General features: G+C 33.7%; 27 protein-coding genes. 24 read left to right on the top strand and 3 right to left on the bottom strand.

All coding sequences use genetic code 11. From position 1 onward, the window contains the following. The 19 genes from IPN31_05865 to IPN31_05775 form a co-directional block, all read left to right on the top strand. A partial coding sequence (locus IPN31_05865; protein ID MBK8681422.1) for a hypothetical protein occupies nt 1-347 on the top strand: 347 nt, incomplete at its 5' end. Between the two features lie 628 nt (nt 348-975). Then, nucleotides 976-1,317, top strand: a complete 342-nt coding sequence (locus IPN31_05860; GenBank protein ID MBK8681421.1) for a hypothetical protein — start codon at nt 976-978, stop codon at nt 1,315-1,317. 36 nt (nt 1,318-1,353) lie between these two features. Next, a complete protein-coding gene (locus IPN31_05855) occupies nt 1,354-2,082 on the top strand; it encodes a hypothetical protein (protein MBK8681420.1) in 729 nt (242 codons plus the stop codon). A 344-nt stretch (nt 2,083-2,426) separates the two neighbouring features. Next, nucleotides 2,427-3,287 (top strand): hypothetical protein, encoded by an 861-nt coding sequence (locus tag IPN31_05850; GenBank protein MBK8681419.1) that lies wholly within the window; start codon nt 2,427-2,429, stop codon nt 3,285-3,287. 365 nt (nt 3,288-3,652) lie between these two features. Continuing rightward, entirely contained in the window at nt 3,653-4,564 is a 912-nt protein-coding gene (locus IPN31_05845) for a hypothetical protein (protein ID MBK8681418.1), read from the top strand. 74 nt (nt 4,565-4,638) lie between these two features. Further along, nucleotides 4,639-5,457 carry a glycosyltransferase gene (locus IPN31_05840; protein MBK8681417.1) on the top strand — a complete coding sequence of 273 codons (819 nt, stop codon included), beginning with the start codon at nt 4,639-4,641 and terminating at the stop codon, nt 5,455-5,457. Then, nucleotides 5,424-5,717, top strand: coding sequence for a glycosyltransferase (locus tag IPN31_05835; GenBank protein MBK8681416.1), 294 nt, complete (start codon nt 5,424-5,426; stop codon nt 5,715-5,717). Before IPN31_05840 ends, IPN31_05835 begins: the two co-directional genes overlap by 34 nt. 127 nt (nt 5,718-5,844) lie before the next feature. After that, the gene (locus IPN31_05830; GenBank protein ID MBK8681415.1) at nt 5,845-6,021 is read left to right on the top strand and encodes a hypothetical protein; all 177 of its coding nucleotides are present in this window, start codon (nt 5,845-5,847) and stop codon (nt 6,019-6,021) included. A gap of 196 nt (nt 6,022-6,217) precedes the next feature. Continuing rightward, nucleotides 6,218-7,021 (top strand): glycosyltransferase family 4 protein, encoded by an 804-nt coding sequence (locus IPN31_05825; protein ID MBK8681414.1) that lies wholly within the window; start codon nt 6,218-6,220, stop codon nt 7,019-7,021. Between the two features lie 7 nt (nt 7,022-7,028). Then, nucleotides 7,029-7,664, top strand: coding sequence for a glycosyltransferase (locus IPN31_05820; GenBank protein MBK8681413.1), 636 nt, complete (start codon nt 7,029-7,031; stop codon nt 7,662-7,664). A gap of 7 nt (nt 7,665-7,671) precedes the next feature. After that, complete coding sequence (locus IPN31_05815; protein ID MBK8681412.1) at nt 7,672-8,151, top strand: glycosyltransferase family 4 protein; 480 nt, start codon at nt 7,672-7,674, stop codon at nt 8,149-8,151. A gap of 68 nt (nt 8,152-8,219) precedes the next feature. After that, nucleotides 8,220-9,344 carry a hypothetical protein gene (locus IPN31_05810; GenBank protein MBK8681411.1) on the top strand — a complete coding sequence of 375 codons (1,125 nt, stop codon included), beginning with the start codon at nt 8,220-8,222 and terminating at the stop codon, nt 9,342-9,344. Between the two features lie 3 nt (nt 9,345-9,347). Continuing rightward, complete coding sequence (locus tag IPN31_05805) at nt 9,348-9,566, top strand: hypothetical protein (GenBank protein ID MBK8681410.1); 219 nt, start codon at nt 9,348-9,350, stop codon at nt 9,564-9,566. A 241-nt stretch (nt 9,567-9,807) separates the two neighbouring features. Next, the gene (locus IPN31_05800) at nt 9,808-10,413 is read left to right on the top strand and encodes a sugar transferase (protein ID MBK8681409.1); all 606 of its coding nucleotides are present in this window, start codon (nt 9,808-9,810) and stop codon (nt 10,411-10,413) included. Beyond that, nucleotides 10,413-11,417, top strand: coding sequence for a hexapeptide transferase (locus IPN31_05795; GenBank protein ID MBK8681408.1), 1,005 nt, complete (start codon nt 10,413-10,415; stop codon nt 11,415-11,417). The genes IPN31_05800 and IPN31_05795 overlap by 1 nt, the downstream gene beginning before the upstream one ends. Next, nucleotides 11,414-11,731 carry a hypothetical protein gene (locus IPN31_05790; GenBank protein ID MBK8681407.1) on the top strand — a complete coding sequence of 106 codons (318 nt, stop codon included), beginning with the start codon at nt 11,414-11,416 and terminating at the stop codon, nt 11,729-11,731. The genes IPN31_05795 and IPN31_05790 overlap by 4 nt, the downstream gene beginning before the upstream one ends. Then, nucleotides 11,673-12,044 (top strand): serine acetyltransferase, encoded by a 372-nt coding sequence (locus IPN31_05785; protein MBK8681406.1) that lies wholly within the window; start codon nt 11,673-11,675, stop codon nt 12,042-12,044. Before IPN31_05790 ends, IPN31_05785 begins: the two co-directional genes overlap by 59 nt. Next, nucleotides 12,037-12,636, top strand: a complete 600-nt coding sequence (locus tag IPN31_05780) for an acetyltransferase (GenBank protein ID MBK8681405.1) — start codon at nt 12,037-12,039, stop codon at nt 12,634-12,636. The genes IPN31_05785 and IPN31_05780 overlap by 8 nt, the downstream gene beginning before the upstream one ends. A gap of 221 nt (nt 12,637-12,857) precedes the next feature. After that, the gene (locus tag IPN31_05775) at nt 12,858-13,988 is read left to right on the top strand and encodes an aminotransferase class I/II-fold pyridoxal phosphate-dependent enzyme (GenBank protein MBK8681404.1); all 1,131 of its coding nucleotides are present in this window, start codon (nt 12,858-12,860) and stop codon (nt 13,986-13,988) included. 3 nt (nt 13,989-13,991) lie between these two features. Here the strand turns inward: IPN31_05775 and IPN31_05770 are convergent, their stop codons facing one another. Next, complete coding sequence (locus IPN31_05770) at nt 13,992-14,300, bottom strand: GIY-YIG nuclease family protein (GenBank protein ID MBK8681403.1); 309 nt, start codon at nt 14,298-14,300, stop codon at nt 13,992-13,994. A 427-nt stretch (nt 14,301-14,727) separates the two neighbouring features. On the opposite strand from IPN31_05770, the gene IPN31_05765 reads away from it, so the two are divergent. The 3 genes from IPN31_05765 to IPN31_05755 all read left to right on the top strand — a co-directional run bounded on the left by IPN31_05765 (nt 14,728) and on the right by IPN31_05755 (nt 20,056). Continuing rightward, the gene (locus tag IPN31_05765) at nt 14,728-16,674 is read left to right on the top strand and encodes a polysaccharide biosynthesis protein (GenBank protein ID MBK8681402.1); all 1,947 of its coding nucleotides are present in this window, start codon (nt 14,728-14,730) and stop codon (nt 16,672-16,674) included. A 122-nt stretch (nt 16,675-16,796) separates the two neighbouring features. After that, entirely contained in the window at nt 16,797-17,600 is an 804-nt protein-coding gene (locus IPN31_05760) for a polysaccharide biosynthesis/export family protein (GenBank protein ID MBK8681401.1), read from the top strand. A 2-nt stretch (nt 17,601-17,602) separates the two neighbouring features. Next, a complete protein-coding gene (locus tag IPN31_05755) occupies nt 17,603-20,056 on the top strand; it encodes a polysaccharide biosynthesis tyrosine autokinase (GenBank protein ID MBK8681400.1) in 2,454 nt (817 codons plus the stop codon). Between the two features lie 465 nt (nt 20,057-20,521). Here the strand turns inward: IPN31_05755 and ftsH are convergent, their stop codons facing one another. Both ftsH and rsfS read right to left on the bottom strand, forming a co-directional pair. Continuing rightward, nucleotides 20,522-22,528 (bottom strand): ATP-dependent zinc metalloprotease FtsH, encoded by a 2,007-nt coding sequence (gene ftsH, locus IPN31_05750; protein ID MBK8681399.1) that lies wholly within the window; start codon nt 22,526-22,528, stop codon nt 20,522-20,524. A gap of 12 nt (nt 22,529-22,540) precedes the next feature. After that, entirely contained in the window at nt 22,541-22,909 is a 369-nt protein-coding gene (gene rsfS, locus IPN31_05745; GenBank protein MBK8681398.1) for a ribosome silencing factor, read from the bottom strand. 41 nt (nt 22,910-22,950) lie between these two features. Between rsfS and IPN31_05740 the strand changes: the two genes are divergently transcribed. Together IPN31_05740 and IPN31_05735 are read left to right on the top strand one after the other, a co-directional pair. Then, a complete protein-coding gene (locus IPN31_05740) occupies nt 22,951-23,706 on the top strand; it encodes a biotin--[acetyl-CoA-carboxylase] ligase (GenBank protein MBK8681397.1) in 756 nt (251 codons plus the stop codon). Further along, nucleotides 23,706-25,001: a hypothetical protein gene (locus IPN31_05735; protein MBK8681396.1), complete on the top strand. Its 1,296-nt coding sequence runs from the start codon at nt 23,706-23,708 to the stop codon at nt 24,999-25,001. The genes IPN31_05740 and IPN31_05735 overlap by 1 nt, the downstream gene beginning before the upstream one ends. The last annotated feature ends 167 nt before the right edge of the window (nt 25,002-25,168 follow it).

Raw genomic sequence — 25,168 nt, 5'->3', positions numbered from 1 at the left:
ATAGACGGGTGAAAAAAATTGATTTATGGTATAAAAAAGCATTTAATTATCCTATTGAAGAGAATCAGAGAAAAGAATATTTTAATTCTAATAAAGTTAATATTCTATTGGTTGGTAAATTTAGACAATCACTAAAACGTCATGACTGGGTATTGCTTGCCTTGGAAAAAATAAATTTTTCTGGAGTCTTAACTCTTATAGGAGAATATCCTGAGAAGGATAGAAAAATCAGGTATGAAGAACAGTTGTATTTGGGAAATAAATTATTTGAGTTGATAGATAACTCAGCAATTGAAATTAAAGTCTATAAAAAATATCCCGCATTTCAATATGAATCAGTATTATGAAAATTCTGATATTTTATTAATGCCTTCCGAAGAGAAACTTTGGGGTTTTCATTATTAGAAGGAATGGCAAGTGGTTGTGCGGTAATTGTTTCAGACAATGTAGGTGCAGCTTGTTATGTAGAAGATAATAAAATGGATTGATTTTAAGTCCTATAGTTATGCAGATTTTGAAGAGAAATTATATAGATTGATTAGTGATCGAACTAAAATTGTAGAACTTGGTAAAAGTGCGCAAGAATATATTTCACTTCATCATAATTACGATAAATTTAGATCATTTATTAAGTGAAAAATTGATGTCCCTTAAAATGTTGAAGAAAGATCTTATATTCATTGTAGGGAGGTAAGTTATGGGACTACATTAATGCAATCTATAATAAGCTCACATTTTAGTATAGTAGCCCCACGTGAAACAAATTTTTGAACTTTATAGATAGGTTGAATAATAAAATGTTTTGATATCAATAATCAAAAAAAATTCGACTAGAAATGCAGATTAAGGATAATTTCAAAATTGGTACTGGAAGTGTATACACAAAAAGCTATAGAAGTAATTTAGTTATAGCTGAGAATCCTGCTCGGATAATTAAAGAGTTTCGTGCAGTGACTTTTTATAAAAATTAGAATTGTGAAAAGTATTCTAGTAATTTCCAGATCATTTTATCCTGATAATTCACCAAGAGCATTCCGTACAACGGAATTAGTAAAGGAATTTTCAAGACAAGGCCATAATGTTATTTTATTAACAACTAAATTAAGCCCGAGTCAACAAAAATACGTCGATGATATTAATATAGAAATTAAAAGTATGGGGGTTATTAGTTGGCCTACGATAAACATAGTTGGTAGAGGTTTGTTTCTTTACATTAAGAGAGCTTTACGAAGAATTTTACAACTTAGTATTAGCTATCCTGAACTACAATATATGTTTATGATAAATAAAGCTCTAAAAAAATATAAAGGGTTTTGATTTACTTATTTCCATTGCGGTACCTTATTCTGTTCATTGGGGAGTTGCTTTAAGAAGAAACAAAAAAATAAAATAGCAAAGGTTTGGATTGCAGATTGCGGAGATCCATTTATGGGGCAAGAAAATGATACTTTCAAATATCCATTCTATTTTAAGTATGTAGAGAAATGGTTTATGAAAAAAACCGATTTTGTTTCAGTACCAACAGTCGGGGCAATTAGTGCTTATTATCCTGAATTTAAAGATAAAATAAAAGTAATTCCACAAGGTTTCGACTTTAATTTTTATTTTAAAACTGAAGATAAGCATAATGATAATGTACCAACGTTTGGGTATGCAGGAACATTAATTAGAGGCAGAAGAGATCCGAAAGAGTTTATCGCTTATATATTGAGTTTGAAAACAGATTTTATATTTTACGTGTATACAAAAAATACGGATTTAATTGAGCCGTTTTTACAACAGTCTAAGGGGCGGGTAATTTTAAAATCATTAGTTCCTCGTGAAAAATTGCTTCAGGAATTATCGCAATTGGACTTTGTAGTAAACTTTGAAAATGTTGGTAATAAGCAAACACCAAGTAAGCTTATCGATTATGTAATAATTAATAAACCAATTTTATCAATAAAAACAGGTAATCTAAATATTGATATTATAAATGAATTCTTAGCTGGTAATTACAATAATAAATTTATAGTCAATAATCATGATCAATACCGTATTGAAAATGTTTGTAAGCAGTTTTTAAATCTAGTCAAAGATTAAATCTCATATTCGTTATAAACTACCTTTTGTTTGGCCACTATTTCTTATTTGGCCACTTGCAAGTTTAATATATGCAATTAAGAATTATAGGGTAAAGGAATTTAAAAATGTTTTATGGGTTTTTATTATTTTTTTATGGGTTTACTTTTGCAATTGGAAGAGAAAGTAGCTCATCCGATATTGTACATTATGTTTCAGAATTGGAAAGTTTGCATTCTAAACAATTTACGCTTAATAGCGCTTGGGATTTTATGAAGAAAGCGGAGAGATAGATATATTAAGGATACTATTAGCCATAATCATTTCTAGGTTTACAGACAGTCAAGTAGTTTTAACTGCAGTCTATGCAATTATATTTGGCTTTTTTTATTCTCCGGAATCTATGCTTTGTAATCGATGGCCTTGATAACAAAGTTAATTTAGCTATAAAAATTTTATTAATATGCTTTGCTTTTGTAATTCCTTTTTGGTTTATAAATGGTTTTAGAATGTGGACTGCTGCTCAGATTTTTATCTATGGAATATTTAGATATAAATTGGAGAAGAAATTGCAAACTATATTGGTTTGCTCAATTTCTCTTTTTGTCCATTTTTCTTTCTTATTTCCATGCTTGTTGTTGATACCTTATATGGTTATAGGGAATAGGTCAGATATTTACTTTGGCATTTTTATAATCTCAATATTTGTTTCTGCAATCAATATTGAATTATTTAACAAATATTTTGAAACCTACATGCCCGTAGATTTTATTGAGAAAACACGTGGGTATCGAATTGAGGATCAGGTATTGGATTATCGTCAAAATGATAGTGATGTAGTTTGGTATGCGGATTTTTATGATAAGCTGCTAAGTATATATATAGAAATAATGATAATATTGGCTTACATAAAATTTAGAAAAGGTGTAAAGACAGATTTTTTATTGAGATTAATTAGCTTCACACTATTATTTTATGCTTTTTCGAATTTAAGCAAGAGCGTTCCATCAGGGGGCAGATTCTTAATAATTTCTCATATATTTTCATTAACATTTCTAATTTTGTTTTTCAATAATTATAAAATTAATAAATCTATAAAAGGCTTATTTTTTAAGTTTACCTATACTAATTTTGTTCATAATAGTATCTTTAAGAGTAGGTCTTTATTCCATTTCATTAACCACAATATTTGGAAATCCATTAATAATGCTACTTACATTTGGTGAAAATTTATCTATTAATGATATTATCAAATAATAATTTATCATTAAAATTTTCTTCTTTTAAAATTCTGGAACTACCTGTTACTTAAAGATTTCTAAAGTTGTTGATTATCTTTTTGAGGTTCTAATAATTTTCATAAAATTTTCATGATTTATAAATACTTATATGTACCTAGATGAGGTAATTAGAAATGGACTTATAAATTATAAAGGCTTTAGAACTACACGTAAAATAGTAGTTATAGAAAGCGATGATTGGGGAGTATTAGAATGCCATCAATTAAAGCGTTTAAACAGCTTCAAAGTATGGGTGTCGAAGTTGAAAAAATCCATATTGCAGATTTGATAGCCTAGAATCTAATGTGGATATGGAGCAGCTGTTTAATATTTTAATTAAACATAAAGATGCGAAAGACAATCATCCAGTTATTACCGCAAATGTGGTTATGGCTAATCCTGATTTTAAAAAAATAAATGATTCTAATTTTAAAAGGTATTACTACGAACCCTTTACTGAAACTTTGAAAAGATATGCCTTATCTGAAAGAGTTATGGAATATTATAGCGCAGGAATAGCTTCAAAGCTATTTTATCCTCAATTTCATGGTAGAGAGCATGTGAATGTTGAATATTGGTTAAAATTACTTTGTGAAGAAGATGGAGTTTTTAGGAAAGCCTTTAATCTAGAACTATGGGGTTTAGGAAAAGAAATACTTCCTTGGCTTAGTAATAATATCCAAGCAACTTATGATACACTAAATCATGATTTATGTAAAGAGTCAATTCTTACTGGTCTTGATTTATTTTATAAAGTGTTCAGTTTTAATTCTAAATCCTTTATTGCAAATAATTACATTTGGAGTGTTGCATTAAATGAAGTATTGGCTAGTAAGGGCGTTGTTTATCTACAAGGAATGAAGTTCCAAATATTGCCAATGAAAACTGGTGAAAGGCGTAAGTATTGCAGGCATTTTTTAGGACAAATAAACAGAAATGGACAAACTTATGGAATACGCAATTGTTTTTTTGAGCCAGCATTAACTGGCTTAGGTCATGAAAACACATTAAAGGAAATTGCGTTATCATTTTTTTGGAAGAAACCGGCAATAATTTGTAGTCATAGATTAAATTTTATGGGGAGTTTAAATACTCAAAATAGAGAGAATAATTTAATTGAGTTCAATTCTTTAATCAAAAAAATATTAATTAAATGGCCTGATGTTGAGTTCCTTAGTACTGAAGAATTGGCACATTTAATTTTGGATAGTTATAAAAATTAGCAATTCAATTATTAAATTTTTGGTTTGATAATCATAAGTCGTTATACAGATTAAATATTATTTATATTGAAACGATGTATATTTTTATACCTACAACAGATCCGGGAGGCTCCGAAAATTATGTTTACCGCTTTATACAGAAGATGAAAATACCAGTTCAAGTATGGTCTATTTCTGAAAAGAAAGGCACTATGTATGAAAAATTTATCTCTGCCGGAATTCCAATTATTTTAAAATCAACAGGATACTTCAACTTAAGAAAATGGTATTTTGTTTTAAGATATTTTAAATCAGAAAATATAAGTGGAATAGTTGCATTTCATGGAAATTTCGGAGGGGTTTTAATGGTGCTTGCCTGGATTGCTGGGGTGGAAAAACGAATTGTTTTTTATAGACGATCAACTCCGGCATTTGAATTAACATTCCTAAAAAGATTATATCATTATTTATCCGGTAGGTTAATTTTATTATTTGCAACTCATATTCTTTCAAATTCTAAATCTGCATTTACTAATTTTTTTCCTGGCCGTGAAAATAGAGATAAGAGATTTAAAATTATTCGGAATGGTGTCGAATCTAAACTACTGATTTCATCCAAAAATAAATCAGCATTGCGTTTCGAAAATGATATTCCCAATGATGCAATTATAATTGGACATGTAGGACGTTATGATCCTGCAAAGAATCATGAGACAATTTTTGCAGTAGCTAAAGTGGTTTGTCAATTACAGCCAAACATATATTTTCTTTTTTGTGGATTGGGAACAGATTCAACTGCATTCAAGGAAAGATTGGATTATTATGGGATTACAAAATATTGCTATTGTTTAGGCGTATCTGACATAATCGGAGATGTGTATTGTATGATGGATATATTCTTTTTCCTTCCATAACAGAAGGTCAGCCAAACGCATTGATTGAAGCAATGATAGCAGGGTTACCTATAATAGCATCAAACATAGATGCTATAAAAGAAGCAACACCACATAGTTTTTATGACAAACTAATTGATCCATTTGCCATAGATTCATTTATCACTATTTTCAAAGAAATTTTAAATAATCAAATTGAGATAGAGGGCTATATGCATTCAGATTTTCCAAAGATCAATTTGATGTTGAAAAAGATTTTTCGAATTCCAAAAAGTACTTAATGATTGAACTATGCTTTAAGCCATTACAATTGTACTTCAACTAAAAGCTAAGGGTAATTTTAAATCTTTTAATAATAATAAAATAGAATGATAAATATATCTTATGGCAAAAGAATAATAATTAAAAATGAAAAATCGTAGAGTATTATTTGTACATGATGGACCTTTGTATATTGATAGCGAAGGGCAATACTATAGCGTCCATTTTACGGATAAATTAATTGAGCAGTATTTAAAATTAGGAGATTTTTGTTACAATCGTAATGAGGGTGGTAAAGCTGGCGAAGCCGAAAAAAAGAATTAACAAGAATCGCTTCAAAAAAGTTGAAGTAATTGAAATTCCAAATTTCAAGTCATTTAGTAAATATTTTTTAAATGTTAATAAAGCAAGTAGAATTATTGAAGAAGCAATTATACAACATGATATAATTATTGTGAGATTACCAAGTGCTGCCAAGGGTTATTGCTACTAAGTTTACTAAAAATATGATAAGCCATTATTGGCTGAAATGGTGGCTTGTACATTTGATGGATATTGGAATTATAGTTGGAAAGGCAAATTGATTGCTCACTATAAACTTTATTCATTAAAAAAGGTAGCTTATAAATTGGATTATACAATATATGTAACGGAGAAATTTCTTCAGAAAAGATATCCTACTAAAGGTTCGTCTGTAGCTTGCTCTGATGTGCACTTAAACAATATTAATAATACTGCATTATTAAATCGAATTCACAAGATTAATTCTAAAGAAAATACGCAACCATTCGTATTAGGCACAGTGGCCTCAATGAATGTAAAATATAAAGGTCAACAATACGTAATTCGTGCTTTACATGCTTTGAAGAAGAAAGGAATTAAATTCAATTATCATTTAGTGGGTCAAGGAGATGATTCTTATTTGCGCCATCTTACCTCAAAATTAGGTTTACAAGATCAAGTTAAATTTAATGGTCCGTTAAAGCATGAAAATATTTTAGATTTTTTAAATAAAATTGATATTTATATTCAACCAAGTAAGCAGGAAGGATTACCGAGAGCTTTAGTAGAAGCAATGAGTACTGCATGCCCTGCTTTGGGTTCTAATATTGCAGGTATTCCGGAATTATTAAGTGAAGAAAGTATATTCAAAGCCGGAGATATTTCGGCTATTCAAGGAATTTTACAAAATGTAAATACTGTCTGGATGATAAAGTCAGCTCAAGATAATTTTGCAAGGGCAAAGGATTATCAATATGAGGTTCTTGAAAATCGAAGGAATAATTTCTATCAGAAGTTTCTAACGGAATCAGGTTTTAAATAAAACTGCTTTGAAGGTATTATATACAGCAACTTCTGATATTCATCTTAGGACATTTCATTTGCCATATCTTAAACTACTGAAAGAGAAAGGTTATACTGTCCATTTAGCCTATGAAAAAAGGGGTGAAATTGATTTTGAAATGGCAGATAAGGAATTTGAATTATCCTTTGAAAGAAACCCTTTTAGGTTTAGCAATATAAAATCATTTTGGATTTTATTTAAGATAATACAAAAACAGAAATATGACCTAATTCATTGTCATACTCCAGTTATTTCAACTTTAACAAGAATTGCTGGTGCTTTTCAAAAATTTTTTGGAAAAACAAAAATTTTATATACTGCTCATGGATATCATTTTTATAAAGGTGGGCCATTAAAATTATGGACTTTGTTTTTCCAATTGAATGGGCATTATCTTTTTTTAACTGATGCTATTATTTTAATTAATACTGAAGATTATTTAATAACAAAAAAATATTTCTTAAATAAATATACATTTCAAATAAAGGGCATTGGAGTAAATAATAAGAAATTTTATAAAATGCCCAAAGAAGAAAAATGTTACATAAAGAAAACTATGGGTATTCAAAAGATGATTTTATTCTATTATATATTGCTGAATTTATTCCTAGAAAAATCATGAGTTCTTATTGAATTCATTTAAGGCGATATCTATAAATGTTCCATCCGCTAAATTAATTCTGGTAGGAACAGGTATGCTCTTTACTGAAATGAAAAATCTTGCTGCTCAACTTGATATTTCTTCCAAGGTTGAATTTCTTGGTTGGCGTGATGATACTGGCATACTTGCAAATATTTCAGATTTAGGAGTGTCAACAAGTAAACAAGAAGGATTAGGCTTGGGTTTGGCAGAAGAAATGCTTTGTGCAATACCAATAGTAGCTTCAGAAGATAGAGGTCATAAAGAAATGGTTGAGCATGGAATAAATGGTTTTATGTTTAAACAAAATGATAGTGCCTCATTTATAAATTATGTTTTAGAAATTTATAATAATCCCGAACTCTATAGTAAGATGTCTCAAAACGCTTATAGAAAAGCTCAAGAATTTGTAATTGATAATTCTTTGAAAAAGATGGATGAAATTTATTCTTTTTATTTGAAGGCTTGATTCAAAAAATAGATATTGATAAATGTGAAGGATGATTTATTTTAATTATGTGTTTTTGTTTTTCCTAAATGATAACACAGATTAAAAATGCATTTAAAAATCTCCTCGGTTGGAAAACCAACAAAAAACTCATTTTATTTTCTGTAGATGATTACGGTAATGTGCGTTTAGATTCTAAAGAAGCAAGAGAACAATTAGATACAGCAGGATTGAAAAATTCTTCTCGCTTTGATGCCTATGATACTTTGGAGACAAGAGAAGATTTGCAATTACTGTATGCAACATTATCCTCCATAAAAGACAAGAATAATAAGTCAGCAGTATTTACACCTTATGCATTATCCTGCAATATTGCATTTGAAAAAATGGCGGCAAATAATTTTTCAGAATATGCTTATGAATTGTTGCCGGAGACTTATAAAAAACTAACAACACAACAAGCGGATGCATATTCAGGTGCATGGGAATTATGGCAGCAAGGCATTGCAACAGGATTAATGGCTCCACAATTTCACGGCAGAGAACATTTAAATTTAAAAGTGTTTCATCAGAAATTAAAAAACAAAGACGCAGATATTCTTGCCGCATTAAAAAACAATTCCTACACTTCAATAAATACAAAAGGCTATAACATTAAAAGTTATACCGCAGCATTTGCATTTCAGGATGTTGAAGATTTAAAAACCTATCCTGAAATTATTAAGTCAGGATTAGATGCATTTGAAAAAGTATATGGTTATCGTGCTACTGTATTTACTCCACCCGCACAACAATTTCATCCATCGTTAGAACATGTCTTATGGGAAAATGGAATTCAGGCAATTGATAAACCATTCACCGCAATGCAACATTTGGGAAATAGCAAATACAAACGACAATGGAATACAACCGGCATTAAAAAAAATAATAAAATCACCTTAGTGCGCAATGTAGTTTTTGAACCAACTGATAATAGAAATATTGATTGGGTAGATTTTACAATGCAACAAATAGCGGCAGCATTCCGATGGAATAAACCTGCGAATATCAGTTCGCACAGAGTAAATTTTTGTGGTCATATAGATTCTAAAAATCGGGAAACAGGATTAGCCGCATTAAAGTCATTATTACAACAAATTGTAAAGCGTTGGCCGGATGTGGAATTTATTTCTGCTGCAGAGCTTGTGGAAATAATTCGGGAGAGTAAAAATTAATAATTGAATAATACATTTGAATTGAATTCAACAAGAAATGTAAAAAATTTGCGTGATCTTTCTTGTCTTGAAACAAGAAAGAACCAAAGAAATTCAAGGCTGTACAGTACTTCTTTGAATTCTACACAAGTGAATTTTTGCGGCGCAATACAAGCCGTTTCGCTGCGCTTCACTTCTGTATTGCTTCCTACAAATGCCAATACACAAAATTCCCTTGCTTGAATTCTACAGAAATCCTGTAAGGCCGATGAACATCCTAGTTCTTTGGGTAAATGTTATGTATCTAGAAAATTTTGATCGAAGCGAAAATGACCTTATAAAATTTTGCTGCTTGCCTGCCTGTCCGGTAGGCAGGTTTTTATACAGTCTTGATTTTTTTGTTTCTTTTTGCATCAAGGCAAAAAGAAAAAATGCGGTTTAAAAATGAAAAGCCATCTACTATATCTCCTCAGTATAAATCCTAATGTATCAACACTTCATTAAATATGCAATTGATTTTTTAGCAGCAGTATTTCTTTTGCTTTTGCTTTCGCCTTTGCTTTTAATAGTTTCAATAATTCTCTACTTCACCAATAACAAAAGCATCTTCTTTCGTCAGGATCGTCCCGGTTATATGGAAAAGAAAATCCGTATTGTAAAATTCAAATCCATGAATGACAACAAAGATTCCAATGGAGATTTATTACCCGATAATAAACGACTTACAGCATTTGGAAAATTTATTCGTAAAACTTCTATTGATGAATTGCCGCAGTTATGGAATGTATTAACCGGTGATATGAGTTTAATTGGTCCACGACCATTGTTATATAAATACATTCCATTGTATTCCGATGAACAACGCAGACGACATCTTGTAAGACCGGGCATTACAGGTTGGGCACAAGTGAATGGCAGAAACAGTATTAGTTGGAATGAGAAGTTTAATCTGGATGTGTATTATGTAGATAATATTTCACTGTGCTTAGATATAAAAATATTTTGGATGACATTGATTAAGGTAATTAAACGAGAGGGAGTTAATCAATCGGCAGAAAGACCAATGATGCCATTTAACGGAAAAAATTAATGATTAATCGCTTTATCTTTTTTATTTATTATTTGAAGGAATTAGACCTAAAGAAAATACGTCGCTTTCAGAAGTATGTAAAAAATAATTATAAAAAATCTTATTTATCTCAAACTATTGATGCTATAGATTCTACATTCAGATATAATATTTCATTATTGGATTATTACTACTTTAAATTCTTTGCGCTAAAAAAATCTGAAAGACTATTGTATGCAGGAACCGGTTTTATGTATGAGTATCAGTTAAAGATGAACCCAAAAGAATCAAGAAATATTTTAGAGAATAAAATTTTATTTTTAAAAGCATATAAAACATTTACCAATAGATTGTCTGCCTCTATTGAAGAAATAAAAAACAATAAGAACATTGCAGAAGAATTATTATCTGTCCATAATTATTTACTAGTACTTAAAAATGCAATGGGTCAGGTAGGTGCTGAAGTAGAAATTGTTTCAACAAAAGATTTTAATTATGAAACATTATTAACCTACATGATTGCTAATAATTATGATCTGATAGAACAGTTTATAATTCAACATGATAAGTTAATGGCATTATCTCCTTCGGGTTTAAATACAATAAGGGTAATAACTCAGATTAAAGGCAGTGAAGTAATTATCATTGGAGCAAGATTACGCATCTCTATAAATTCTCATGTAGATAATATGGCGGCAGGAAATGCAGCCGCACCAATTGATTTGAAAACAGGAAAACTTTTTGGCTCTGCAGTTTATAGTGATATTACAAAACAAGATTTTACAACACATCCAATAACAGGAATAGAAATTATAGGATTTCAAATTCCTTTTTGGAAAGAGACGTTGGAAATGATTACAAAAGCTGCTGCCGCACATCCGGAAAATAAATCAATAGGATGGGATGTGGCAATTAGCAATGATGGTCCGCAGTTAGTTGAAGGGAATCATAATTGGTGTAAATTACTATGGCAATTGCCTGTGAAAAAAGGATTGAAAAAAGAGCTTGAAATATTTTTAGAATGAAAGACTTAATAATTATCGGTGCAGGAAATGTTGGTGGCTTTTTGGTTTATAATCAGAATCTATTTGAAGAGCAATATAACCTGATTGGTTTTTTAGATGATGATGGAAATAAATTAGGGAAAGAATTCTATGGATTGAAAGTAATTGGAAATGTAGAACATCTATTTACAATGCATAAAGATGTTGCCGTAGCAATTGGAATTAGTTATCCCAATGCAAAAAGAAAAGTGTTTGATAAGATAAAAAATAACGGAAATGTATTCCCTTCTTTTGTTGCGAATAAAGCATGGTTATCAAAGTGTTTCTGTAGGTAAAGGTGTTATTCTTTATCCCGGTGTTTCTATCAATTATGAATCGGTGATTGAAGATTTTGTAATAATGAATATGAATTGCGCTATTGGTCATAATTGTACTGTTTCAAAATTCTCATCACTTGCACCCGGAGTTAATCTAGCAGGATTTACATTTATTGAAGAAGCAGTGAATGTAGGAATCGGAGTTTCTACAAAACAAAATATTCGCATTGGTAAACACTCTGTAATCGGCGGACAAACAATGATTATAAATGATGTATTACCGGAATCTAAAATGGTTGGTGTTCCGGGAAAAATAATTAAGCATGATTAATCTCTGGATATATGGCGCCGGAGGATTTGGCAGAGAAGTATTGTGGTTAACACAAAGTTTGAGGGATGTGATTTCGGTAAAGGGATTTATTGACGATAATGCGGAGCTAACAACATGTGATGACTATCCGGTGCATACCATGTATGCTGAAGATATGCATTGTGTAATTGCCATTGCAAATACGTCGGCAAGAAAACAAATTCATTCTAAATTACAGTCTGCAAATTATATCAATATTATCCATCCAGATTCTACTTTGGGAAATAATAATACCATAGGAAGAGGATGTATTATTTGCAAAGGTGTAACCGGCACAACAGGAATTCATATCGGCAATCAGGTGGTAATAAATCTGAATGCAACAATAGGTCATGATGTGCGCATTGCAGATTTTGTTTCTATAATGCCGGGCGTACATATTTCAGGAAATGTAAAAATTAGTGAAGGCGTATTGATAGGAACAGGAGCAGTAATACTTCCCGGAATTACAATTGGTAAATGGAGTAAGATAGGTGCCGGCTCAGTGGTTACTAAAAATGTGGGTGATAATTGTGTGGTTGTTGGTGTACCGGGGAGAGTGGTATCGCCTTGACTGTCTTTCCTGCCTACCGGCAGGCAGGCCGGGGCAAATCCAAGAAGGGAATACCCTTAATAAAAACAAACATCCAAGGATTTGAACCCGGAAACTGTTGCTAAGAACCACGAATGGGCTAGGGGAGGAAGGCAACGGATTCCGGATTCTTTCTCACTTCGTTCGAAAGCTCCGATGACTGTACTGGGGGAATTCACACACACACCATAAAACAAAAAACAATGTCAAATAAAATCTGGCTATCATCACCACACATGGGTGAAAAAGAATTGCAATATGTGCAAGAAGCATTTGCAACAAATTGGATAGCACCGCTCGGTCCGCATGTAGATGGTTTTGAAAAACAACTTGCCGATTACACAGGAAGTAAATATGCCGCAGCACTCAGTTCGGGAACAGCAGCAATTCATCTCGCTTTAATTATGTTGGGAGTGAAGCCCGGTGATTTTGTTATCTGTTCTTCCTTTACTTTTTCTGCATCTGCCAATCCGATTTTATATCAAGGAGCAACACCAGTGTTTATAGATTCAGAAAAAGATACCTGGAATATGGATCCTGTTTGGTTGAATCATGCTATTGAATATTGTTTGACAAAAGGAAAAAAACCAAAGGCAATTATTCCTGTCCATTTATATGGTATGCCCGCTAAGATGGAAGCGATAATGAAACTCGCAAATCAGCATGGTATAAAAGTAATTGAAGATGCGGCGGAAGCTTTGGGTTCTACCTATAATGGAAAAGCTTGCGGCACATTCGGACATTTCGGAATTCTCTCTTTCAACGGCAATAAAATAATTACAACTTCCGGTGGAGGTGCATTGATAAGTGATAATGAAAAATGGATTAATAAAGCAAGATTTTTAGCAACACAAGCTCGTGATCCTGCACCACATTATCAGCATTCGGAAGTGGGATATAATTATCGCATGAGCAATGTTTGTGCTGCCATCGGGCGTGGACAAATGGAAGTGCTTGATGATCGTGTTGCGCAGAGAAGGACAGTATTTGAATATTATAAAAATGCATTGCAAGAAATAACAGGCATTTCTTTTTTAGCAGAACCCGAAGGAAGTTTTTCGAATCGTTGGTTAACCACAATTTTAGTAGATCCGAAAAAAACGCAGGGCAAAACAAGAGAAGATATCCGACTTGCATTAGAAAAAGAAAATATAGAAAGTCGTCCGCTGTGGAAGCCCATGCATCTGCAACCCGTGTTTAAAGATGCCTTGTATTTCGGCGAAAAATTATCAGAAACATTATTTGAACATGGCTTGTGTTTACCCAGCGGCAGTAATTTATCCCCCTCGGATTTGGAGAGAGTGGTGGAGGTGGTGAAGAGAGTGATGGGGTGACTTTCACTCCCCCTCATACCAGTCCTTCGCCAAATCATTCCACTCCGCATTTGATGTATTAATCAAATCTTCCTTCCAATTGCGTTGCCATTTCTTGAGTTCTTTCTCTCTGGCAATTGCAGTATCCATCACCTCAAACATTTCGTAGTAAATTAATTTATTGCAATTATATCTTGCTGAAAAGGAGTTTCTATTGTGCTTGGTTTTATGTTCATACACACGTCTCCTAATTGAATTGGTAACTCCAATGTATAAGACAGAATTATTTTTATTGGTGATTATATAAACATAGTATGTCGCTTGAACGAGCATATATAAAAGTAATTTTTCCGGGGCAAATCCGAGAAGGAATACCCTTAATAAAAACAAACACATTAGGATTTGAACCCGGAAACCGTTGCCAAGAACCACGAATGGGCTGGGGGGAAAAGGCAACGGATTCCGTACCCACGGAGAACAGAACAAGACTGCGTAAAACTTCAACAGATTCCGGGTCTTCTGTCCCGATAATTATCGGGGCAGAATCCCGGAATGACCGTACTGGGGAAACCCGGAAACCGTTGCCACAGAGAACTAAACAATACCAAAAAAATCCTTCTTAAAACCCCTTTTTCCAATCATTGTCACTTTTATCATCCCTTAGGTTACATAATGTTGACAATTAGCCTTACTTTTATTTTATTAAAACATAGAAATTTACCGCCGAGCGGCAAACGGCTATGAAGAACAAGATCCCGTAATGATTCAGTACTTTCAGAAATACTTAGTAAAACAATACTCTAACCGTTTACTTTCTAAATGGATAGTGCTTGCCTTCGATATTTTTATTACCATATGTGCTTTCATGATTGCTTACTTATTGCGCTTCAATTTTAAGTTAGGCTCCGTTCAAGTAATTAAACTTCAAGAACATCTTTTTCAGGCTACTATCGCCTATACAATTGCATATTTATTTTTTAGCTCCTATGCGGGAATTATTCGCCACACCGGTTTATCGGATTTGCAAAAATTATTGAAAGCCACATTATCGGCTGCCAGTATTTTAGTTTGTATTTCTATTGCCCTGCGTTTTCTTCCTTTAAGCAATGATAATATCATTCCTCTCGCAGTAATTATTATTCATGCCCTTCTCACATTTGTATTTCTTGCAGGCAGTAGATTTTTTATAAAACTGGTTTATCAAAATGCCATTCGCACCAAGATGCATGAGAAGCGGGTAATTATTTACGGCGCCGGATATAGTGGTATCATCACTAAAAATGCGTTGGAAGCAGACACTGCGCATAAACATAAAGTAGTTGCTTTTTTAGATGATGATGTGCAAAAAATTGGTAAATCAATAAACGATATTCCCGTACTTAAACCCAGTGAAAAATTATGCAGTACCGCATTGAAACTCGCCGTTGATGAATTGATTATTGCCATTCCTGATTTAAGTGTTTCCAAAAAAAGTCAGATAATAGAAATGTGTCTTGAATGCAATTTGCGGGTGCGACATATACCACCGTTAAATGCATGGATTGATGGCGGCTTTAGTTTTAAGCAGATTAGAAATGTGAATATTGAAGATCTGTTAGGTCGTGATGCTATTAAATTAGATCTGCCTTTAATCAGCAGACGGGTGCGCAATAAAGTGGTAATGGTAACAGGAGCTGCGGGTTCTATCGGCAGTGAAATTGTGCGTCAACTTTTACAATACGAACCGGTAACACTTGTATTAATTGATCAGGCAGAAACAGCGATGTATGATTTGGAAATGGAAATACAAAATATGAAACTCGATTTTCATTTCGACCTCCATTATCAGATTTGCGATATTACCAACCTGCCAAAAATCACCAAGATTTTTCAAATTTATCAGCCCGATTTAGTATATCATGCCGCAGCATATAAGCATGTGCCTCTCATGGAAAAAAATCCATTGGAAGCAGTATGGTGTAATTTATTCGGAACAAGAAATCTGGTGGATTTAAGTATGGCTTACGATGTAGATCGTTTTATTTTTATTAGTACCGATAAGGCAGTGAATCCTACCAATGTAATGGGTGCTACAAAAAGAGCGGCGGAAATATATGTACAGAATCAGGCAGCACAACATCCGGAATATAAAACACGGTTTATTACAACCCGCTTTGGAAATGTGCTTGGCAGCAATGGCTCGGTAATTCCGCTGTTTATGAAACAAATAGAAAAGGGTGGACCTGTTACACTTACTCATAAAGACATCACCCGTTTTTTTATGACAATTCCCGAAGCATGTCAATTAGTGCTTGAAGCCTCTGCAATTGGTAATGGCGGTGAAATATTTATGTTTGATATGGGGGCGAGGGTAAAAATTTATGACCTCGCCAGAAAGATGATTACTCTTTCGGGTTTTATTCCTGATAAAGATATTGCCATTAAAATTGTGGGATTAAGACCGGGTGAAAAACTGCATGAGGAATTACTCGGTGATTTGGAAAATGCATTGCCAACAGATAATCCAAAAATCATGATTGCTTCCGTGCGTGATGTGGACAATCATCATATTATACATTGCATTGATGAATTGAAACATGCCTATGATGAAAATGATGCTGAAAAATTAGTGAAGGCACTTAAAAAAATGGTTCCTGAATTCATCAGCAATAATTCCCATTATGAATGGATGGATATTAAACCGCTTTCATTAGTGCGGTCGGCGTAATTGCATACCCATTATTCACTAAACCCACAGCCATGCGCACAACTAATTACCTAAACCGCCCTACTTTTTGCATTTTTGCGTAATTCCAGTTTTAACCCAATCAACAAGAGCAAATATCTATTTTGAATTCAAATCATTATTCAAAATTTCACGGATTATCTAAGCACAGAAATTATCTTCTACTTTTAATTTTTCTTGCTGTATCTGCAAGTTCATGTCGCTTACTTAATCCAAGTAAATTATATACCTCAGAGAAGGATTATCCCTACACCACACTTACGGATTCATTACCCAATGATTATCGCATTCGTCCAGGTGATAGATTTGAATTATTGATTTTTTCAAACAACGGTTATAAATTAATTGATCCGATTATTTATACAAATGCCGGAGGCTCTACCCGTATTCAGGACATGGCACTTGATTACGATGTAAATGCAAATGGTGTTGCCTATCTGCCGATGATTGGTCAGGTGAATTTATTCGGATTGACAGAACGTGAAGCGGAATTATTACTTGCAGAAAAGTATAAAGAAAATTATATCAGTCCATACATTCAATTGCGGGTTACGAATAGAAGAGTGTTGGTTTATCGTGGAAATGAAGATGCCAAAGTGGTGTTGATGAACAATCAAAACATGACTATTATGGAAGCGATAGCAGCGGCAGGTGGTGTTACTGATTTGAGTAGAACATACAGGGTAAAATTAATTCGCAATGCAGGTACTGTAGGTCAAACAATTACATTGATTGATCTCTCTACAGTAGAGGGTTTAATGGAATCAGGTAAGTTGGTAAAAGCAGATGATATTATTTATTTAGAGCCAAGTTTGAATGCCGGTTTTTTCAGAGAACTCGCTCCGATATTTACCGCAGTGTCCACTGTAATTCTTGTAGTTTCATTTATCATGTCCTTTCAAAATTGATAATGCAGTCTAATCAAAATCAACAACCCAATAACGGATATATTGAAGAGGATGAAGCACCTTTAAACTGGCGTTTGTTGTTAGTGCTTGCATGGGGAAATCGCTGGTTGATTCTGGTGTTTTTTGCGCTTGCAATTACTACCGGATTTTTAGTGGTGCGATACAGTACTCAGGTATTTGAAACAAGAGCGGATATACAATTTACCGATCAGTCAAAAAATCAAAGTGTTGACCTGGGGATTATTGTAGGCGGAGCAAGTATAGATAAATTGAATGAAGAAATGATGCTGATAGAATCCAAAGGCTATAAAATAAAAGCATTGGAAAAATTACCTATTCAGGTTTCTTATTTTGGTGTTGGTCGGGTAAAAATTGCAGATCAATATACCGCCAATCCTTATATGGTGAAAGCGGATATATTAGACTCATCAGTTATAGGCAAAAAGATTTATATCGAAAAAAATGATGCAGATAATTATCAACTTAATTATGAATGGAAAGGAAATGAAGAGCATTTTAATTTTTCGTTTGATAAAGAATACAATACACCTGCTTTTAATATTATGGTTACCGAGTCCGATATCAACGGAGAGGAAAAAGAGCATTGGGGGAAATCTTATTTTGTGCTCAACAATACCAAATCCTATGCATGGGAATTGATTAAGGAGAACTTAAAAATTGAAGTGGATAATGCGTATGGCGGAAGAATTTTTGTGCGGTATAAAGATATCAATAGAGCTCGTGCAATTGATGTGACTAATACCATTACCGATGCTATTGTAGAAAATGGTTTTAAACGCAAATCGGAAAGTGCAAATCTTACTATTCAATTTATTCAGGATCAGATTGACTCCTTGGAAAATGAATTGTATCTGCAGGAAAATATCATGAAGGAATTCAAAAGAGATAATCAATTGATAAGTCCTTCTATTGCAGAACAAAATCTGATGGAGAAATTCAGAGAACTGGATGCGCAGAAGTTGGAAGTGTTGATGGAAGATAAAAGTTTAGGATGGTTATTGGATTACACAAATAATAAAGTAAATAATCTGGATGCATTGTCCGGATATTTTGGTGATTTAAAGTTTAACAATTTCACGCCTTACTTTAATACATTAACCGAATTACTAAAACAAAAAGATGCGCTGGAGTTAAGTGTTGCTGCAGGTGATCCACGACTTAAATTAGTGAATCAGCAAATCAATGATGTAAAAAATAATTTTAAAGAGGCATTGGTAAATGCAAAGGATAAACTGAATGTGCGCAAGCAATATTTAGCAGAACAAGAGCAGAAATATGAAGCGCAGTTTCTGTTATTGCCAGAGCAGGAATCTGAGTTTATGCGGTTGACAAGACTTACGGATATCAAAGAAAAATATTACTTGTTGTTATTGGAAAAACAATCGGAATATGAAATTACACTTGCAGGAATGATTTCCGATTATGTGATTTTGGATAGAGCGGATAAAACAGAAATGGTGGCTCCCAACAGATTGCAAATTTGGGGTATTGCATTGATGGCGGGTATGTTGCTTTCTTTTGGTTTTGTATATCTCAAATACATTACTCACGATAAAATTTTAGGAGTACCGGATATAGAATCAAAAACAAATATTCCAATTCTTGGTGTATTACCGCATTATAAAAAAGAGAAAATGATTACGCCTGTCGTGGTGGTAAGTCAAGATCCACAGTCTATGATTTCAGAATCATTCAGAGTGCTGCGGACTAATATTGCACAACAACTGAATGGCTTTCGTGATGGAGGTAAAACAATTGCTATTACATCAACCGTGAGTGGAGAAGGAAAAACATTTACCGGAGTAAACATTGCTCAGATAATTGCCAACCTCGGCAAGAAAGTAATTGTGATAGATTTTGATTTGCGCAAGCCGAAAATTGCAAGAGCATTAGGTGTAAAAAATCATCGTGGGATTAGTAATATATTGAGAGGTGAAAACACAATTGAAGAATGCATTCTTTCAGATACGGAGCATCATTTTGATGTGATACCTTCTGGACCTGTTCCACCAAATCCTGCGGAATTAATTGTTTCGGATATAGCATTGGAGGTAATTGAAAAATTGCGCACCATGTACGATGTAGTGGTAATTGATAACTCACCCGTTGGCTTGGTTTCCGATGTTATTCCCGTTTTGCCACAATTAGATTTATCCATTTTTATTCTGCGTGCAAATTATAGTCGCATCGGTTTTATTGAAACATTAAACCGCATACAGAAAACAAATAACGTTGACAATCTCGCCATTGTAATTAATGACATTGGTGGTGGCGCTGCCTATGGAAATTATGGTTATTCGTATGGCTATGGTTATGGCTATGGCTACGGCTATGGTTATGGTTATGGTGAATATGCAGAAGATCGCCAAAAGAAATCTTCATTGCTGAAGAAACTTTCTAAGAAGCTTTTCCGGGGCAAATCCGAGAAGCACTAAACACCAATAAGAATACAAAACATCCAAGGATTTGAACCCGGAAACTGTCCATCCCCCACGACTGTCTTTCCTGCTACCGCAGGCAGGCCGGGGCAAATCCCTTACCCCCACGTTGTCTTTCCGGGGCAAATCCGAGAAGCAAATAATACTATTAGGAAGAACAAACATCCAAGGATTTGAACCCGGAAACCGTTGCCAAGTACCACAAATGGGCTGGGGAAGCTGACGGACCCCTGCCACGGAGAACCGAACAAGACTGCATCATCAAGAGAACGACTAATACTCAAGGCGTGCGTCATTGCGAGGAACGAAGCAATCTCATCGAGAGAATTACAAATAATGCCGGCGTAAAATTTCAACAGATTCCGGATTATTTCTCACTCCGTTCGAAATCTCCGGAATCCCCGCATAAAAAAAGCCGCATTAATTACAATGCAGCTTTTTTTATTATTCTTTAAAAAATAATTACTTCACTTCCTCTTTCACTTCATCAATATGCTCCACAATGATATCTCCCGTTTCGGGATCCTTTTCCACTTTCACCTTCGAAAGATCCTCATGCATTTTATGTTCTTCAAACGGGCGATCACCAATTAGCCTTTCTAAGTCTGCTTTATAAATAATTTCCTTGGAAAGTAATTCCTGCGCCACCAATTCCAACTGAGGTCTTTTCTCCGTCAATAATTTTTTAGTACGGATATAAGCCGCATCAATAATTTTGCGCACCTCTTCATCAATTGCCTTCGCTAATTCTTCGCTATAAGGTTTTGCAAAACGATAATCCTGTTGCGGATCATTAAAAGAAATATGTCCGATGCGGGCATTCATACCATACACAGTAACCATTGCATACGCCATTTTTGTAATGCGCTCCAAATCGTTTTGAGCACCTGTACTTATTCTTCCAAAAATGATATCCTCCGCAGCTCTGCCACCTAAAGTCATTGACATCATATCATTGAGTTGCTCGGTGGTATAAAGAAATTGTTCTTTCGGCATATATTGCGCATAGCCCAATGCTGCAACTCCACGAGGTACAATAGATACTTTTACCAATGGATCTGCATGTTCTAAATACCAACCACAAATAGCATGGCCGGCTTCATGGTAAGCGATAATTTTTTTCTCATCAGGAGAGATGAGTTTATTCTTTTTCTCCAATCCACCAATTACTCTGTCAATAGCATCATTAAAATCTTGCATCTCCACGAACTTTTTTCCACGACGAGCTGCAATTAATGCCGCTTCATTACAAACGTTTGCAATTTCAGCTCCGGCAAATCCCGGAGTTTGTAAAGCAAGTTTCATCGGATCTACATTTTCTGAAACTTTCACCGGTTTCAAATGCACTTTAAATATTTGCTCTCGGCCGTTTAAGTCCGGCTTATCAATAGATATCTGACGATCAAAACGACCGGGTCTCAACAATGCCGGATCCAATACATCAGGGCGGTTGGTTGCAGCAAGAATGATTACTCCTTTATCTGTTCCAAAACCATCCATTTCCACCAATAATTGATTCAATGTATTTTCTCTTTCATCATTGCTTTGCATCATGTTTTTTCCACGAGCACGACCAATAGCATCTATCTCATCAATAAAAATAATACAAGGTGCTTTTTCTCTGGCTTGTTTAAACAGATCACGCACACGGCTTGCACCCACACCAACAAACATCTCCACGAAATCGGATCCGGAGATACTGAAGAAAGGCACTTGTGCTTCTCCTGCCATTGCTTTTGCCAACAAGGTTTTTCCTGTTCCCGGTGAACCAACTAGCAAAACACCTTTAGGAATTTTACCACCGAGGGAAGTGTATTTCTTTGGATTTTTCAAGAAGTCAACCACCTCCATCACTTCTTCTTTTGCTTCATCTAATCCGGCCACATCATTAAAGGTTACATTTACCTTGGTGTCCTTATCATAAAGATTTGCTTTCGACTTGCCGATATTAAATATCTGTCCGCCTCCGCCCATGCCTCCACCTCCGGTAACACGACGCATTACAAACAACCACACAGCGATTAATAAAAATAATGGCAATAACCAACTGATAATAGTTGGCCCCCAATCACGGCGAGTAACATGTGTAGCGTAAATTTTATCCTGCTCGGAAGTCTCTTTTTGAAATTCGGCAAGACGGTTTTCAAATTGTCCGGAAACGCCCACTTCCATTTCATACTGTGGACCTGTTTCAGGCACTTTATCATTTTTATACAAGTCTTTAGTTAACCTGTCTTCTTTGATATAAATCTCAGCAAACTTATCGTTCACTATTTCAATGCGATCTATATCTCCCGGTTGCAACATTTCCTGATTCAACTTTTGTAAATCATTCAGTTTAACAGGGCTTCCGCCAAATGGGAAAAATTGAAGGGAAATCAGGAATACGGCAATTGCACCATATATCCAGTAAAAATTAAATTTTTTATTCCCCTGCGGTTTGGGTTTATTATTCTGCTCTATACTCATTTTATGTTTTTCTTATTCTTCTATTTTTTGTAAAGTTGCATCGTGCCATAACTCCTCTAACTGGTAAAGTTGCCTTTTTGTTTTCAGGAACACATGCACAACAGTATCAATGAAATCAATTAATATCCATTCACTATTGGCAAATCCTTCTTTACTATGAGGAATTATACCCTGCTCTTCCGCCTGATCCACAATATTATTTGCTATAGCTCGTACCTGCGTTATGTTGTCAGCTTCACAAATAATAAATGTATCTACTATGGTATCATTCACTGTGGTAAGATCCAAGAGGACTATTTCTTCTCCTTTTTTATCAAGGATACTCTCAATGACGAGATTGTTCAGCGAAAATTGTTTCTGCTTTAATTTTGATTTTGCTATACTCACTTATAATTTAATGTTGAACAAAATTACAAATTCCTTTGCGCACGATTTCTAACACGATATTTATTGGAAAAATTCTGTATTCTCTGGAAAATATTCCATCTACAAATGCATGGGTGCAAGAATTTATAAATACTCATGAAGCTGTGGAAGGAATGACTGTTATCGCAGCTAATCAAAATGCAGGAAAAGGGCAGCAAGGAAAAAGATGGGAAAGTGAACCGGGTAAAAATCTCTTGGTATCCATTTTACTCAAGCCGGCTTTTATGGAAGTGAAATCATTATTTTTTTTTAATAAAGCAATTGCGTTGGCGGTAATGGAAACGATAAGGAGATTTACCGATAAACAAGTTTGGATTAAATGGCCTAATGATATTTTGATAGAAGAAAATAAAGTAACAGGAATTTTAATTGAAACCAGCATACAGGGTAACAAAATTAAAAACTGTATTGTGGGTGTCGGCGCAAATGTGAATCAATTATATTTTAATGATTTGCCCAATGCTACTTCGCTTGCAATAACAGAAAAAAGTGAATTCGAATTGCAAGATATCTTTGAGGAATTATGTATGCAAATTGAAAAATATTATTTCATATTGCGGGAGAAAAAATTAAAAGAAGTGGATACATTATATCATGCATCATTGTTTAGAAAAAATATATTGTCGGCATTTAAAACAGAGAATCATTTTTTTGAAGGTATTATTACCGGCGTTAATAATGAAGGAAAACTTATTATCTCAGTAAATGGATCGGAACAAAAATTTAGTGTGAAGGAAATTATTTTTTTATAATGCGGAATACATTACTCGTAATTATTTTGTTGTGTGTGTTGCTGTTTTTTCATGCAATTGCATTGAGTAGCTGGCATGGGCTATGGACATTGTATTTAAATCCATTGATACTTTTTCTCAGTGCAATTATTCCGGGATTTTTGCTAATATCTTATTCTGCAAAAACATCTGCCGATTTTATTTCTGTTTCACTGCGATTTAAAATTGTTGTCGCTGTAATTTGTATTTTTTGTATTGCAATTTGTTATTTCTTTTTTACTCCGATTTTAATTACATCTTCATCTGTATTGCATGTAGAAAGATACTCGGATGTGATACCGCAATTGCATACTTTAAATGAAAGATTATTAGCGGGTGAATTCCCTTATCAGCAAATTGATTTTTATGGCTATGCATTATATCCCACTTATCTGCCTTTGCAATGGCTGCCGTATAGCATTGCTGAAATAATGCATTTCGATTATAGGCTTATTTCTTTTTTTGCACTGATGATTGCGTTAAGTGTGTTTGCATTTCAAATTATTAAATCTCAATCACCACATGCGTTTAAAATTTTTTGGATACTTATTCCATTTACTGCTTATATTCTATTGCTTTTATTCAATGAATACGACTTTCAGTTTTCTGTGGAATCATTAATTGCTGCATATTATATTTTATTGGTACTGGCATTGATGAAAAGAAATATTGTTTTTATTTCTGCTGCAATTATTTTGTGTTTGTTGTCTCGCTATTCATTGGTGTTATGGTTGCCATTGCTGGCACTTGTATTTTATTTTGAAAATAAAAAACAACTTGGTAAAGGATTGATAATAGTAATTAGTGGAGTGCTCATATTTTATGTAATTCCTTTTTTATTGCAGGATGTTTCTGTGTTTACCAATGGATTTGCATATCATACAAAAGCAGCAAGAGCCGTTTGGGAAGCCATGGATAATGCCCCAGGTGATAAGCCTGAAAAATTGTTTTCCGGTTATGGTTTCGCCGGATATTTTTATGATACTTTACATGGAACTGTAGAGAGTAAGTTTAATACTTTAAGACTTACGCATTTTTTATTTTCAATGGGGTCTGTAATTCTTTTGGGAATATTTTATCTCAAGAAAAAAGCAACTCTTCAATCAGTGGGGTTTTTAATTGGCAGCCTGCAAGTATATCTTGTAATATTCTACACCTTTATTCAGATACCTTACAGCTATTTATTTATAGTGCCGTTTTTCACAGGAATGCTAACTACTTTTTATTTAATTTATATTTTAATAAGTAATAGAGAAAAAATTACTGCTCTGATTTAATTGGAAAGAAAACCTTTTTTTGTAATGAAGAAATTACACAGAGATCACGAAGCAATACACGGAGTTTCACAGAAAGAAAACCGCATTTATTCGTACATTGGTTGTCCATAAAAATTGATTCGTGTTATTCGTGGTAATGCATTTAGAAAAATTACACAGTATCACGG

Source organism: Bacteroidota bacterium (assembly GCA_016715425.1).
Lineage (GTDB): Bacteria > Bacteroidota > Bacteroidia > Chitinophagales > BACL12 > JADKAC01.
Note: the sequence above shows the minus strand (reverse complement) of the source record. Positions and strands in the feature narration are given on the sequence as shown.

Excerpts from the sequence above, each read along its gene's own strand:
- IPN31_05850 (MBK8681419.1), top strand. The coding sequence starts at position 2,427 with ATGCAATTATATTTGGCTTTTTTTATTCTCCGGAATCTATGCTTTGTA.
- IPN31_05845 (MBK8681418.1), top strand. The coding sequence starts at position 3,653 with ATGGAGCAGCTGTTTAATATTTTAATTAAACATAAAGATGCGAAAGAC.
- IPN31_05840 (MBK8681417.1), top strand. The coding sequence starts at position 4,639 with ATGTATATTTTTATACCTACAACAGATCCGGGAGGCTCCGAAAATTAT.
- IPN31_05830 (MBK8681415.1), top strand. The coding sequence starts at position 5,845 with ATGAAAAATCGTAGAGTATTATTTGTACATGATGGACCTTTGTATATT.
- IPN31_05810 (MBK8681411.1), top strand. The coding sequence starts at position 8,220 with ATGATAACACAGATTAAAAATGCATTTAAAAATCTCCTCGGTTGGAAA.
- IPN31_05800 (MBK8681409.1), top strand. The coding sequence starts at position 9,808 with ATGTATCAACACTTCATTAAATATGCAATTGATTTTTTAGCAGCAGTA.
- IPN31_05795 (MBK8681408.1), top strand. The coding sequence starts at position 10,413 with ATGATTAATCGCTTTATCTTTTTTATTTATTATTTGAAGGAATTAGAC.
- IPN31_05790 (MBK8681407.1), top strand. The coding sequence starts at position 11,414 with ATGAAAGACTTAATAATTATCGGTGCAGGAAATGTTGGTGGCTTTTTG.
- IPN31_05785 (MBK8681406.1), top strand. The coding sequence starts at position 11,673 with ATGTATTCCCTTCTTTTGTTGCGAATAAAGCATGGTTATCAAAGTGTT.
- IPN31_05780 (MBK8681405.1), top strand. The coding sequence starts at position 12,037 with ATGATTAATCTCTGGATATATGGCGCCGGAGGATTTGGCAGAGAAGTA.
- IPN31_05775 (MBK8681404.1), top strand. The coding sequence starts at position 12,858 with ATGTCAAATAAAATCTGGCTATCATCACCACACATGGGTGAAAAAGAA.
- IPN31_05770 (MBK8681403.1), bottom strand. The coding sequence starts at position 14,300 with ATGCTCGTTCAAGCGACATACTATGTTTATATAATCACCAATAAAAAT.
- IPN31_05765 (MBK8681402.1), top strand. The coding sequence starts at position 14,728 with ATGATTCAGTACTTTCAGAAATACTTAGTAAAACAATACTCTAACCGT.
- IPN31_05755 (MBK8681400.1), top strand. The coding sequence starts at position 17,603 with ATGCAGTCTAATCAAAATCAACAACCCAATAACGGATATATTGAAGAG.
- ftsH (MBK8681399.1), bottom strand. The coding sequence starts at position 22,528 with ATGAGTATAGAGCAGAATAATAAACCCAAACCGCAGGGGAATAAAAAA.
- IPN31_05735 (MBK8681396.1), top strand. The coding sequence starts at position 23,706 with ATGCGGAATACATTACTCGTAATTATTTTGTTGTGTGTGTTGCTGTTT.